The 13,792-nt window shown below is 46.7% G+C and carries 8 protein-coding genes; all 8 read right to left on the bottom strand.

The features are described from left to right. Positions 1-52: 52 nt before the first annotated feature. Positions 53-1,036 (bottom strand): AAA family ATPase, encoded by a 984-nt coding sequence (locus tag F3F93_RS07920; RefSeq protein WP_176958645.1) that lies wholly within the window; start codon positions 1,034-1,036, stop codon positions 53-55. Beyond that, positions 1,029-3,044, bottom strand: coding sequence for a site-specific integrase (locus F3F93_RS07915; protein WP_176958644.1), 2,016 nt, complete (start codon positions 3,042-3,044; stop codon positions 1,029-1,031). The genes F3F93_RS07920 and F3F93_RS07915 overlap by 8 nt, the downstream gene beginning before the upstream one ends. Before the next feature lie 2 nt (positions 3,045-3,046). Beyond that, positions 3,047-5,203 carry a hypothetical protein gene (locus F3F93_RS07910; protein WP_176958643.1) on the bottom strand — a complete coding sequence of 719 codons (2,157 nt, stop codon included), beginning with the start codon at positions 5,201-5,203 and terminating at the stop codon, positions 3,047-3,049. Positions 5,204-5,472: 269 nt separating this feature from the next. Next, complete coding sequence (locus F3F93_RS07905) at positions 5,473-8,631, bottom strand: type I restriction endonuclease subunit R (protein WP_176958642.1); 3,159 nt, start codon at positions 8,629-8,631, stop codon at positions 5,473-5,475. Beyond that, entirely contained in the window at positions 8,624-9,553 is a 930-nt protein-coding gene (locus F3F93_RS07900) for an S-4TM family putative pore-forming effector (protein WP_176958641.1), read from the bottom strand. The genes F3F93_RS07905 and F3F93_RS07900 overlap by 8 nt, the downstream gene beginning before the upstream one ends. Next, on the bottom strand, positions 9,553-10,425 hold the full coding sequence (locus tag F3F93_RS07895; protein ID WP_176958640.1) for a nucleotidyltransferase: 873 nt from the start codon (positions 10,423-10,425) through the stop codon (positions 9,553-9,555). Before F3F93_RS07895 ends, F3F93_RS07900 begins: the two co-directional genes overlap by 1 nt. After that, a complete protein-coding gene (locus tag F3F93_RS07890; RefSeq protein ID WP_176958639.1) occupies positions 10,409-11,734 on the bottom strand; it encodes a restriction endonuclease subunit S in 1,326 nt (441 codons plus the stop codon). The genes F3F93_RS07895 and F3F93_RS07890 overlap by 17 nt, the downstream gene beginning before the upstream one ends. Beyond that, positions 11,731-13,353: a class I SAM-dependent DNA methyltransferase gene (locus tag F3F93_RS07885; RefSeq protein WP_176958638.1), complete on the bottom strand. Its 1,623-nt coding sequence runs from the start codon at positions 13,351-13,353 to the stop codon at positions 11,731-11,733. The genes F3F93_RS07890 and F3F93_RS07885 overlap by 4 nt, the downstream gene beginning before the upstream one ends. Positions 13,354-13,792: the final 439 nt, after the last annotated feature.

Genomic DNA, 13,792 nt, shown 5'->3' with positions numbered 1-13,792 from the left:
AACACGTATTGCTCATGCTGCTTATTGCCTAGCCCACTCCAAGTTCCACCGTTCATGGTTGCCTCACAATAATGAGTTGATCAATCCATGTTTCATCGTATGGATCCGGTTTTTCTAACTGTTGAAGTTTCATCGATAATACATCATCAGTTAGTTGTCGGTCAGAACTTCGGTTATCCCGATTACGGCCTCGAATTGTTTCCATATCTGTATCGAAATAAACACACGCCTTCGGAAGGTCACCGAATCGTTGCAAGGAGTGCACAAGCTTTGCGCGTTCAAACCTTTCAAGGTTTGTTGCATCAAATATTACTGGGTGACGATCTCCCGCAAGCACCGATTCCTCTGCCCATGTGCTTTTTCCAGCACATGGCAACCCAACTAGTATGTATAACCGCATAGCCAACTTTCGGCTAAGCGCTAGCTCCAATTTCGAATATGATTTTTTCCATGCTTCCTCTTCATATCGTTCGTTGCCAAATTTGTAATGACCTTCGACATTGCGAAATTTATCAGGGCTAATGATAGTGCGAACGATATTGAGATTATTGGCGACCTTGCTTGGCTTTGGCGTGCTCATGCTTTCATTTTCCAGGTGGATTAACCGCGCCTGCAACTCTGTTACCCGGTTTTTTTCACGTTCTAGTTTCTTCGGACATTCTTCAGATAATAACTCAAGATAGGCTTTTTCCTTGATCATTGGACCAACAGACAGCTTTACCGCATCCAACTCATCTTCAAGCTGTTTAATCCGAACCTTGTCTTCAGATATTTCTTTTTTTTGACTGAATCCTGCTCGGAACTCCTTTATATCATCTCCGACTTTGCGATAGGCCGCAGTAATTTCAGGGGTCTTTTTCAATTCGCGATGACCCAGCACTAATAAACGCTCAACCCCTGCAGCTTTACAGATCGCATTTATTGAGCAGTCATTGATTAATCCAGAGGAACGGGCGCATTCTTTAGTACGACCAAATTCTTCTCGAAGAGCGGTTAACTTTTCATCGTGAGTTCTATCATCGCGCTTCTTAGACATTGATTGTCACCTCAACGTCAAAAACTTTTTTCATATCGGGTCCGTACTGTCGAATAAACTGTCTTGCAGACTCAATAAAATGTTCCTGTGTAAACGCATTCCCCTGTTGGTGCCTAATGAGCGACTCATAATATTTAAGCGATTTTAATATGCTCTCAGACCAGGGCCCAATCATGGCTTCACTGCATTTGCTACCAATACACATTTGGGGATTGATGTCGTTCATCAGATCGAGCAACTTTTTATCGATATCCTTTACTTTGTCTCTATGCGCCTTCTTAGCACAGGGCGGCTGTGAAGAATCGGCTGGGTTACGCATGCACCTGACTCCGAAGGGAGTCATGAATCCGCAAACTGTTTCGTCCAGTATTCGCTGCTCTAGCATTTCAGAAAATTCTTGGACTATTTCTGCATCCGTAGCAGCAAAACTGAGACTTTTATGCTGCTCATACCCCCGCTCTAACTGCAGCCCCTTGGTTCCACCTAATCGTCCATTTCTTGCTGCCTCTGCCATATTTAAAGCCATCGCTTTAGCCACTGCTTCTTTTTCCTTCTGTCGTTGTTTTATAAATAAAGGATTATTTCGAAGATAGGTAGTGGGCATCACATCATTGCTATGACCAAATAAACGACGTACCAATAAAACTGATAGAGATGAAGACGCACCAAGCCACCCGGCAACGGTTGATCGATAACAGTGCGCTGTTGTTTCTGTGCCAGTGTTATTCCTTATGAAAGGGATACTAAAGTGATCTGCGAAACCTCGAAGCATATTATTCAATAATGTGCCTGCTGCTATCCTTCCATGTTTGCTAGGTGCCCAGTATTCACAAGAATCTAGAATAAATTCCGAATTTTGATCCGTTTTTAGTTGCTCAAGCAAACGTATTGCTCGAAAGGTTTGCTCAGGAACAGGTATGTGAATCGCATTCCCAGTCTTTTTTAGATAAGTGGATATGTAATAAAGCATGTCCACTCGGCCGGATGGTTTGCAACAACCAACCTTTAAATGCCTCACATCAATATTCCGTAGTCCCGAAGTGAGCAAAATAATGTTCACACACGCTGCTTTCGTCAGTTTAAATAACACGCTCCACCAAGAAGCTGATATAAAGACTCTAGTTTTCACTTTGGCATGGATCGGTGGCAAAAGATCATTAAATTTTGGAACATACTTTTTTTCGAACCTACGAAGTGCTGAAGCTAGGAAATCCCTGTGTTCACCTTTTCGCCGAGAAGAACGTACGTCATTATAGAACTCAATTAACTTGTCTGCGCGATCAAGAAACGCCATCGACCTTTCAATCAATGGCTGCGTAGTTTCAGGTGGAAGTGCTTCATATCCAGCTTTTTCTTTAAAAACCAGACTTAAGTCAGAACTGCGAATCTCCACCCACTTGGTGACTGTTTTGTTGGCAACAGTCCATGGCAACGGCTGCTCAAGGGAGAACAACGATAACTGCTCTCCAAAAAAATTCGAAAAAGCAACAAAGTCGGATAAGCGATGACAGAATCTTGTAGCAACTTCCAGATTATTTGATTCAGTAAGCGCAGCATCAATTACTACGCTTATATCTACATCCGTAATTTGACTTAGACCGGTTAAAAAATCACCGTCTCTGCCAGTTAAAATATTCTTTCTTTTAATTACCTCAATAAAGGGCCGAAGCTGGCTCAGCATATTATCTAAGGTATGCAACTGAGTGTCGCGGTTCTTCATCCACCTCAGAACAACAAGCTTACACAGTAGAAGTAAAGGCCAGTGTTTCTCCCTATCCACATAGACGTTCCAAGGTATTTTTTCATACCCAACCTGCGTATCGTCTGGATCAATGCGCCAGTCGTCTTCTGTAAATTTGCTTGATGACCCTGGGATTAATGCGTCTTTATATTCTGCTTCGATATCACGCAGTATCGTCCATTGTGCTTTTGCAAGCGCTTCATCTTTTTCAGACTCATGAATGTGTGTTGGTTTGTGTTCTTGCAACGTTACTGTAGCACTACTCATACTTAGATCTCACTCATAATAATTGGTGGTAAAGTTACTTTTCCTGATTTCGCACTTGCCCAGGCCTCTTCAACAAGACGGCTACCGTTTTTTCTGTTTTTCTTTGCGTAGTTATCAAGGGCATCATGAGCGATCATCCAACGGTCTTCCCATAATGCTGGCCAGATAACAGGGTCGATATTGCGATTTTCTTCATATTGTATAATTCGAGCGCAAATATACGGTAGGTGCTCTTTGCAAATCACACTTCGCTCGCAGCCCAAACATAAGTCGTAGTGGGTGCATTCATTACTTATTGATTCGCCATGACTCGGATACTCTGGATCCTCGCATTCGCACAGATAGACAGTCTTTTTAGTCTTTGGCATTTTATCTTCGGTTATAATGCGGCCTTTGAATTCAATACCTTCTTTTAATTTTTCAGAAGTAATGGTGGCAATCGCAACGTCGATAATTCCACGGCCTCCTGATGTCTTTAAAATATAGTTATTTAAAGAAGTGCTGAGGTTTCCGTGGTTTAAATCTTCTCTCAATTGACTTGCAAGCTGATTAGCGTCTTGAATATTTTCCATGTGCTCATACAGCTTCCCCGCAGCAAATACCTTACGGAACTTTGTTGTATCTAATGACTTTAACATTTCTCCACTTTCAATCATTACCGGATAGTTTTTCAAAAAACCTTCAGCACTCCCTCCAACGCTCCATCCTCGACCGAAACTCGGAGCCACTTCGAAAAATGGCCCGTCAAAATCAGTTTTATAATATTTTTCGTAATCTATTAACATAGAATACAACGGTGATGTTATTGGAATCGGAATAGGGATTTTTTTTGCACGCGCTTTCCCCGTTTTATTTTTAAAACCAAACAGCTCTACTTCAGGATTATCGTTCTTTCCGACAAAAAGGCTTTCTAATCTTTTCAAAATAGATTTACCATTTTCATCGCGGGATGGGATAGATAATGCAACTTCCTTATTAACGCCGCACTGCATCATTAAAAGGTTTGCCAGGCAATAAGACAGCTGGTGCATGACTCCTTTTTTGTCTGTTCGCCCACGTTTTTTTATATGGAAATCCATTAAGGTAAGGCTAGATTCTGGACAGAACCCATACCGTTCACCCATAGCTTGTCTGAATTTGACAAGATTGACTCGAATATCTTCATTACGGGAGCTAACGCCCCTTATGGCTAATACAAAATCTTTTCCGGCTATTTTATGCCACAGTAAATAGTGCCCCACGATCAAATCATAAAATTTTTCATTGCCCAGCCATTTTGCAATTAACTCAGTAATGTCCGTATAGAACTTCGGGCGCTTTCTACCAGCCCATTTTATAAAAACATGCTTTCTGTCGGGGTGTATCCAATTATCAGGCATGTCTTTTTCAGCAATTTCATGCATATGTTTTAAGTAGCCGATGCGGCGTTGAAATCCTGATATAAACACAGCAAGAAGTTGATACATTTCGGCATCCGAGTATGCATTATCAGCAAACAATTCTGAGGTATGTTCATAATTAGGGTTGTTGACTTGCTTGGTTTTTTTAAACCTTATCGTTTTCAAGTGATCATTTAGTGAGGTTGGCGGATAGCTCATAAAAATGTATCGGGCAGTGTTGAAAGTATTTTTTGCACTAATTCTAGAGTCAGAACCAGTCAATTCACGAAAGTCACTCCAGTGATTATAAGTAATCGAAGAAAGCGTACAATCAGTTGGAATAGCTATCAGAGAGGCAAGGCAGGACATAAATTCTTTTAGGGAACTTATTAGATTGGCAACTCTATTGCGCCCCCATTCTTTCCCAATCATGCTGAACATACACAGTCTAGCAACGTCTTTAGCGAATGATTCGGAAAACCCAAGTTCAACAATATATTTGCAGAGTGGAGTGGATACCAAAGCAGAACACATGCCTGGCAATACCCCCCCAACACAGTGGAACTCTCCATCAAAGGAATCTTTTAACTTGCAGGTGTCTTCTACCTCGCTCGGTGTTGGTGACATAAAAAAAACTCGCGTAAGAATGCATTGCTTTCGAGCGTCTGTATGAAGCACATCGAAAAAGTGCTGAAACACCGGCAAGCCTTCGCTTGTCGGAGTAACCTCAGTGTTTAACTCTGCCTTTATCTCAACTGGCGGCTTACTTCTTCTTCCCATCGGGGTCGGCCCTCTCTACGAAATGGCCAGAGACGATACAGAGACCTTGCACCCAATGTCAAATTTTCCTTTATAATCAAATAGATAACGGGCAGAACAAGCAAAATAAGACCATCAAGTATTAGGGCCAAGTTATTCAGAGGTGATTCCTTTTATTGAATGCTGGGGTATTCATTGCCCACGGAAAATACACCAATTTCCGGAAACCTATTTATGTCAAAACTTAAAAAGTGATGTGGTGGATCTACTCAGAGCACACCATTGAAGTATTATGCAGCTTCCGAGAACACACTCTTCCCGTCACCCTGATAGCTTTCATAAACATGCTCGAAAACAGCTGTGCATTTGCGTTCGTACTCATCCTTGTCATAAGGCACAGGCAAACCTTCATCCAGCGCATCTTCGATGGCCATGCGTACTCTGGCACGTGAGGTCACCCGCTGACGCCATCCAATCACCAGCAGTCCACGCAGTTTTTCCAGCAGTAGGTGCGCGACTTTTTTCACCTCGTCACGTTCTTCGCTTGTCAGTTTCGGAGCCGGTCGAGTCAGAATATCCATTACTGTTAGCTCTTCCTCACTCAGATTCTCGCGCACATGGCGGGACTGCTCTTCGGTGAGGATGTTAGAGAGCGACAGTAGCTCTTTAAACACCTCTTCGATATTGCGGCTTCCGGTGTTGTAGGAGTCGATCAACTGACGGAACTTCTCCAGATAATCGGCCCGTGTCCTGTTTACCCGAACCATCTGCTCTAGCTGTACGCGCACCGCAGCCTTCAATCGTTCCAGATCTGTGTTACTCGGTTTCTTCTCTTTAAAGCGGTTCTTCAGTGCCGCGAAATCAATCTTGGAAAGATCGATCTTGCCGTGCATTGGGCTAGAGGGTTCCTTGATAGTGAACTTATCTGCTCCAATCGACTCATCCAAAAGCTCCTGAATACCCTGCATAATGATTGAAATGTCAGGTGGATCAGTGACGTTCTTGATCTGGTCAGCAATGGCAGCGACACAACCACAACGCTGTGCAAACCGTGATGCCAAAGGATGCGGTTTTACTGCTCGGTAGAGGCTGTTCACCAGAGCGGCCTGAGTGAGATAAGCGCGCTTGATATCTTCCGGATTCATCAGCCTGTCAGCCGCCTCATTGATCGCTCCAATACGGGCAAAGTTGGCTGTCGGAGTAGCCTCCACTTCAGTCAGGCTCACACCATTCTGTGAGCAGAAACCATCCAGAGCCGTAAGCGTTTCTGACAGTGCATCGGCCAGTTCCTGCTTATCACGCACCGGCATTGAGCCACCGCCACCCTGACCGTAGATCGCCAGTGCCTTTTCAAGTGATACAAAGACATTGGCGTAATCGACAATCAGGCCGCTCTGCTTACCCGGATAGACTCGGTTGGCGCGGGCGATGGCCTGCATCAGCGTGTGATTGCGCATTGGCTTATCGAGATAAATCGACGATACACTCGGTGCATCAAAACCTGTCAGCCACATGGCGCAAACAAAAACCAGCCGCAACGGATCATTCGCATCCTTGAACTTCTCATCGAGCTTCTCATCGAGCATGCGTTTACGATGCGGCACGATGTCGACACCAACCCCCGCCATCTGCTCAATCTCGTTCTGCCCCGGTGATACCACCACAGCCATATCCGTCTCTTTCATCAGGTCGACTTTTATTCGGAGTTCATCAATCAGCGGATTATCCAGCGTCATAACAGCCAGGTCGGCTTCCACCTGTTTCAATTCCACATCCCAGCAGCGGCGCACCTTGTCATACATGCGCAGTGCCGTGGCTTTGTCGATGGCAACTACCATGCCTTTACCCTGGAAACCTCGTGCGAGGAAGTGACGCACAATATCCTGTGATACCGTATCCAGTCGGTCATCACGGGTAATCAGGTGATACTGCCGGCCAAGCTCACGCTCAAGCTTCTTCTCAGCCTCGGCATCCAGTTCAGCCTCTTCAATCAGAGCATAGATATCATCATTTAGATCCGGATTATCAAGATGCAGTTCAGGTGTGCGGTTCTCATAGAAGAGCGGCACCGTTGCCCCGTCCTCGATTGACTGCTGGAAGTCGTAGATGGAGACGTAATCACCGAACACCTCACGGGTACGCTCCTCGCCAGCAATCAGCGGGGTGCCTGTAAATGCTACAAAGGTGGCATTAGGGAGAGCTGCTCGCATGTTCATGGCCAGCGTGTCGTACTGGCTGCGATGCGCTTCATCGGTCAGAACAATCACATCCTTGCGGTCACACAGTACCGCATCATCCTGAAACTTGTGGATCAGCGTGAATACGTAACGGTTGTTTCCGGAGAGCAGTTCTCTCAAATGTACGCCGGAAGATGCATGACAGGCATTCGCATCGGTGACCGCTCCACAGGCCGCAAAGGTGCGGGCAATCTGCTCATCCAGCTCCACACGGTCGGTGATAATTACGAAGGTCCAGTTTCCCGGATGTTTGCGCAGAATCTTCTGTGCAAAGAAGACCATCGAGAAGCTCTTGCCCGAGCCCTGCGTCTGCCAGAAGACACCGCCACGACCATGTCCTTCATCGCGGGCATTGAGTGTGGCATCAATGGCATTGTTCACGCCGAGGAACTGATGGTTCTGACCGATGATCTTGGTCAGCCCCTGTTTGTGCTCAGAAAAGAGCGTGTAGTTCTCCACCATATCAAGCAAGCGAGACGGTTCACATAAACCGCGCAACATCACCTCTAGTGAGACCCGGCGAGGCTCATCCTCACGTTCGATACGCTTCCACTCGAAGAAGCGCTCCCATTCGGCTGTAAGCGAACCCACACGGCTCTCTGTTCCGTTGGATGCGATCAGCAAAGCATTACTCCAGAAGAGTGCAGGAATGCCGTTCTGCGCGTGTTTATAGCTTGTCAGGTTCTCATCAAAGCCATTTCTGGCCGACACTCCCGGCCTCTTCAGCTCAATCACCACCCAGGGGATGCCGTTCACAAAACCGATCAAATCGGGACGGCAGGTATAGAGCGGCCCGGTAATGGTCATCTGGCTAACCAGCAGGAACTCATTGTTTGCCGGATTGTTCCAGTCGATCAACTGCACCCGCTCGGTCTTAACCCCACCCTTCTCATGGTCGGGAATGGATACCTTCACGCCATCGCGCATCAATCCCCATAGCTCACGGTTGGCTGATTCTGGTGTCGTAGCCGAACGGTCACGACTCACTTCATCTATCGCTGCATTGATGGCTACTTCAGGAAATCCAGAATTCAACCTTTGAACTTTAGAGCGCAGCCGAGCACCAAGAATCACTTCGCCTTTAACATCACGTCCTAGCGTACCCTCAGCCCCAAGCATTTCATCGGTGGCGTTAACAGTCTCCCATCCCAGCTCCCCAAAGAGCTGGATAGCAGGCTGTTCGACTAGACCGTCTTCTGAATAATCAGACATTGGTTCCGCTGCCGTATGAATTTATACTTCTGCTTGCCTCTTGCACCAATTCTTCAGCACTATAATTCATCTGGTCCTCGTACTTATCTCTAAAGAGCTTAAATATCCAATCAAAAACTAAAGGGGTTCGTTTTCGGTTATCAAAAATTTCATTTTGTAACGACCTAGATTTAAGGGCAAATTCTGGTGAATCTGGATTGCAACATGCAGCAGCCCAAATTCCCTCGGCATGATTTCTTAACTCATCGAGTCTTTGGGCTGACTCCATCTGTTCAAGGAACTGTCTAACTCCAACGGTAATGGCTGGCGCAAGAGGTAGTATTGCCCCAAGGAAAAGCGCCTCAACAGTCAGACCTCCAAATAAACCTATTCCAACAATTAACAGCAAAATGAATAAAATGATGCCTAGTATCCATGCAGCATAGCGCTTTCTCTGAGTAGCATCCCACCAACAATTAGTCCTCTGGCAAACCAGCCTAGCCATTGCTATTGGAAGCTCTCCAACCACGGGGGCATACCAGTTTACAAGTGTTGGATGCTTACCTTCAACTTTTTTGTATCTATCAGACTGCTCTTTGACTTCCTCTGGTGCTGGGGGGGGGCCAGCCTTAATTTCATTCCATGGCATCTGAAGAACATCACAATCAAACAGCTCTTGAATCTTAGCGGCCTTAGCTCTCAAACGTTTTTGCCATGGCGTGAGAAACAGAATGTCTGAAAGAACAACGGTCAAACCCCAAATAGCAGCATAACCCACAATGCTACGATCAACCAAAACTGAAATAGTCCAAACTATTGCAATGGGAGCTGCCAGAGTAATTTGTACTCCAAATATCTTTTTTGCCGTCGCATAAAGATTTCTTTGAGCAGCTAATCGATCAAGTTGTTTGGGAGAGTTTTGCTCTTCAGGAATATTGTTCATCAGTAGTAGTATGTTGGGAACTGGTCATTATATAGTAACCGCCACCAATAAAATGCATCGGATGTCTTGGTAGCGCTATCAGCAGCAAGCGCCTTTTCAGCTCTGGAGACAGCAATCTGAAGTTTGGATAATGCATCTTGTTTCATGGCTTCGGTCTTACATGGGACAATGTAGCCCGAACGTCCCATAGGGTCTTGCATCATTGCCAGTTCACTGTCCAACAGCATTTTCAACACCCTCTTCACATCAATGGCATAAACAATGACATCCTCTCCTAAAGCATATTTAGCTGTTTGCATTTCTAAATAAAAAGATGAAATGGGGACATTGCAATAATACTTCCAGGCTTTAATAAATCTAATCAGCGGCTTGGCTTTCCCACCCCGTTCAGAATTAGCATAATTACTATAGGCATTATGAGCATCTGGACATACGCGCATCCACCCTCCAGAGCAGTCTGCGATTTCATATATTTTGTAGTATTCGTCTTCATTAACAAAGTCCGCAGGCACGATCTCTGTGTGTTCCGCTGCCTTGGTCCCAAATGGTATTGCAACAGCAGGGCAGCTTACTTGGACTCCTGTTCGAGGGAATCTGGTATCCAGTGTGGTTTTAACTTTTGACAGCGTATAAGTTGAATTCTGATTCAACTGGCTTGTTGGGAGGCTCGCTAGATAATCCACATCACTGTAGCCCGCTATGCTCGTTCCATTTCCAAAGGAGCCTATTCGAACAAAGCGATTCATTTTATAGCTGGCTTCCAAGCAAGCTTTAATAGAGGCACGGTGCTTCTTCACCGCTTCTGACTCTATAGCAGAAGGCGTGAGTTTAGTTAAAAAGTCCTTAAATCCTTCGTCAACTGTTCGCGGCATACAAATCCTCCGAAGTTAGAGAGCATTGCTGAACACTAATCTGACCACTTAATAGCTTCGGCAGTAGCAGGTCGCGAGCCTGCCGTAAGTTTCCACTGAGCCGAGAGGCCCTGAGGATTTCAGAAAATATTGGCACCACAAGGCGGTGGTAGTTAATCAACAAGTCACTTGGTGGGGAAATAATCTCCATAGCCTCAAACTTACCCTTATTGACGTTGCCCATCGTTGCGCCATTGGAACCTAAATTCTCAAGTCTCTGCTTTGACCCTTGAAGGCAAAAGTAGAGGTATTCTCTATGTTCAGAACTGTTCAGGGCCACGGAATTAATCTGCTGATTCGTCTGACATTCTTCAGTTGTCAGAGAAACCACACCAATGGTTCCAATACAGCTCACGCAAATGGAGCCAACGGGGAGTGTTTTATTTGTTTGGGACAAGGCCCCTGCATCAGAAAGTCGATCTACTGTATCTAGAATGAACATGTTTCCATGCATATCCGGGGTTTTTACGAATTGGTTATCCTCACCGTAAAACGCTGGGTTAGATTTGCTTGGCGTTTTTCCCGTGATCACCTTTCCAAAGTCTTTAACTTGCTTCACCTCCCACCCTTGCGGAATGGGTCCAAGGGGGGAATCAACGAGGGGGACTTCCTCATGGCCGGGATAGCGGAAATGGACGAACCATTCGCGGCAAAGGCTGCGCGCCATCTCTTCCAGAATCCTGATCCGCCGCTGGTTGTTTTCGATCAGCTCATCATAGGCCGACAATATCCCCGCAATGCGCCGTTGAGTAGTCAGAGGGGGAAGTGGCAACCCAACCCCCATCAAATCGCTCCCTCTAATTCCAGACACCGCCGTTCGTGTTGCAATTGAGGCAATTATCGCTCGGCCAAGCGGCGAAGAAAAAAGATAGAACAGAAACCTAGGCTCGGCGACTTGCCGATTTGGCCGTGCTCGAATAATAGATGATTCGAAGGTGAGGAGTTCCGACGGATTAACAACCAATGAACATTTCCCTGCGCCCTCGAAAACCAATGAACGGCGAGCAAAGAGAAGATCCCCATCTTTCAGGCCTGATTTCCGTTCCTCAACTGCCGTCAATTCAACTCTCTTCATTTCTTGCGCAGAGATGAAATCGAACCCAAAAAGTTCACCCATATTTACAACACGAGTTCCTTTTCCGTGAAATTCTTTCTTCTTGTAAATTCCGTTGCGGACAGGCTCTGAAAGCATCGCGTTGAACGGCAACAATTGCCAATCTAAAGGTAGCTTCTCTGCAAAGGCACGCAATGGATCGCTAATCGTTATCATGCAGCCAATATCTCTGCCACATTGGCTGCAATGACCGCTTCTAATTCACGCGCCTCCGAATTGAGCACTTCCAACTCTTCGTTGAGGGCTTCGAGTTTTTCCTTGAAATCCTCATCGCTCAGATCTTCGCCGGGGGCGACACCGACATAGCGACCGGGATTAAGACTCCAACCCTGTGCCTCTATCTCAGCAAGCGTAGCCGCTTTGCAGAGACCGGGGATATCAGCATATGCAGGTGCATCACCGAACACCTCTTTTAGCTTCGCTTCTGTCTCTTCGCCACCCAGTGTGAGATCAACATATTCGCCGCGATAGAGACGCACGACATTGGCGATGAAGCTGCTCTGTGCCTCCGTCCAGTCGCGATGGGCACGGTCAATCTGGCGATAGATATGGCGAGCATCGATGAACAGCACCTGATCCTCGCGAGGGGTTCCCTTCTTACCCTTGTCGAGGAACCAGAGGGTGCAGGGCAGCGTTACGGTGTAGAACATGTTCGGGCCAACGGCAACCATCACATCAACACCCTTGGCTTCAATCAGTTGGCGGCGCAGCTCCATCTCTGAGGAGCGGGCATCGGCAGCAGAATTGGCCATCACGAAGCCGGCACGGCCCTGATCGTTCAGGCTGGAGTAAAAGAGCTGAATCCAGAGGTAGTTGCCGTTGTCGGTGCGCGGAAGTCCGAAGGGATAGCGACGACCTTCGCCGACATCGGATTCCAGCCGCTCCTTATCCACGGCATTCACATTGAACGGCGGATTAGCCAACACAAAATCGAACTGGCCGACGGCACTGTGGGGATCATCGTAATAGGAGTTGATATGACCACCGTGGCGGATATCCCCCTCAAGACCGTGAATGGAGAGGTTCATGCGAGCCAAACGACCAGTTTCGTCGGTCTTCTCAACACCGTGGATAAATAACTCATCGGCTGCTGACTTGTGATGCTCGGAAACAAAGCGGGCGGACTGCACAAACATACCACCGGAACCACAAGCGGGATCAAGCACCTTGCCGTGGAAGGGTTCGATCACCTCGACCAGAAGGCGAACGATGGAGGATGGCGTATAGAACTCACCACCCTTCTGCCCCTCAGTGCGGGCGAATGCGCCGAGGAAGTATTCGTAGATGCGACCAAAGGCATCGTATTCGAGACTGACCGGAATCTCGGAGACCTTCTTCAGAATATCCTTCAGCAGAGTGCTTTCGAACAGCTGATAGGAGCGTGGCAACACACCGGCAAGCTGAGGATTAAACTTCTCCACCTCGGCCATCGCATCATTGATCGCCTGGCCGATATTGCCACCTTCCGGCATGGCCAGCAGATGCGCGAAACGGGCAGTCTCAGGCAGATACATGACACTTTCAGCATGATAAGCGGCAGGATCATCCACACGGGAACCGGAGCGCCGCGACGATGCGCCGGCAGCATCCAGCTCGGCACGACGCTGCTCAAAACGGGTTTCGGCAAAGCGCAGAAAGATCATACCCAAAACTGGGGCGGAATACTGCGCTGCAGTCAGCCCAGAATTGGCCCGAAACTGATCGGCTGCATCCCAAAGCCTTTTCTCTAATGTATTGTTTGCCTGATCTTTCTCAGATGGTGCAATCCACTGCATCTACTCTCTCCCCATGTCCCTATCTTCGCTAGTGTAGCAGAGATTTTGATAACGTGAATGACTGCCCTCTAAACCTCAATCATGGGGGGGTGTAAATCCTAGTGTAATTACACTTTACACCTACATTTACACTGGAATACACCTCTTTAAGCGCGCATACCTGCAACAGTGTGAATATCAGCAACTGTTTTTCCAAATAACACCTGTATCAATTATCCCATAGGTGCCATCGATGGGTAGTTGCCACGTGACAACTTTCATCTGTCCAGTCGTGGACAAAACCTCAATACGCTCAGTCTCAGGAGCTTGTCCAAGCGTGGACAAGCTCTTTCCATTTATTTTATCACTGTCCAATGTTGGACAGTTGCCTTGAGGCAACTTTCGACTGTCCAGCCGTGGACAAGCTCTTTTCGTTTATTTTATCACTGTCCAATGTTGG

The organism is Mariprofundus sp. KV (genome assembly GCF_013387475.1).
Classification (GTDB): Bacteria; Pseudomonadota; Zetaproteobacteria; order Mariprofundales; family Mariprofundaceae; genus Mariprofundus.
The sequence above is the reverse complement of the archived record's forward strand: the minus strand, read 5'-3'. Positions and strand labels throughout refer to the sequence as shown.

Coding starts and splice junctions, on each gene's coding strand:
- F3F93_RS07910 (WP_176958643.1), bottom strand. CDS start 5,203: ATGGGAAGAAGAAGTAAGCCGCCAGTTGAGATAAAGGCAGAGTTAAAC.
- F3F93_RS07900 (WP_176958641.1), bottom strand. CDS start 9,553: ATGAACAATATTCCTGAAGAGCAAAACTCTCCCAAACAACTTGATCGA.
- F3F93_RS07915 (WP_176958644.1), bottom strand. CDS start 3,044: ATGAGTAGTGCTACAGTAACGTTGCAAGAACACAAACCAACACACATT.
- F3F93_RS07905 (WP_176958642.1), bottom strand. CDS start 8,631: ATGTCTGATTATTCAGAAGACGGTCTAGTCGAACAGCCTGCTATCCAG.
- F3F93_RS07895 (WP_176958640.1), bottom strand. CDS start 10,425: ATGCCGCGAACAGTTGACGAAGGATTTAAGGACTTTTTAACTAAACTC.
- F3F93_RS07920 (WP_176958645.1), bottom strand. CDS start 1,036: ATGTCTAAGAAGCGCGATGATAGAACTCACGATGAAAAGTTAACCGCT.
- F3F93_RS07885 (WP_176958638.1), bottom strand. CDS start 13,353: ATGCAGTGGATTGCACCATCTGAGAAAGATCAGGCAAACAATACATTA.
- F3F93_RS07890 (WP_176958639.1), bottom strand. CDS start 11,734: ATGATAACGATTAGCGATCCATTGCGTGCCTTTGCAGAGAAGCTACCT.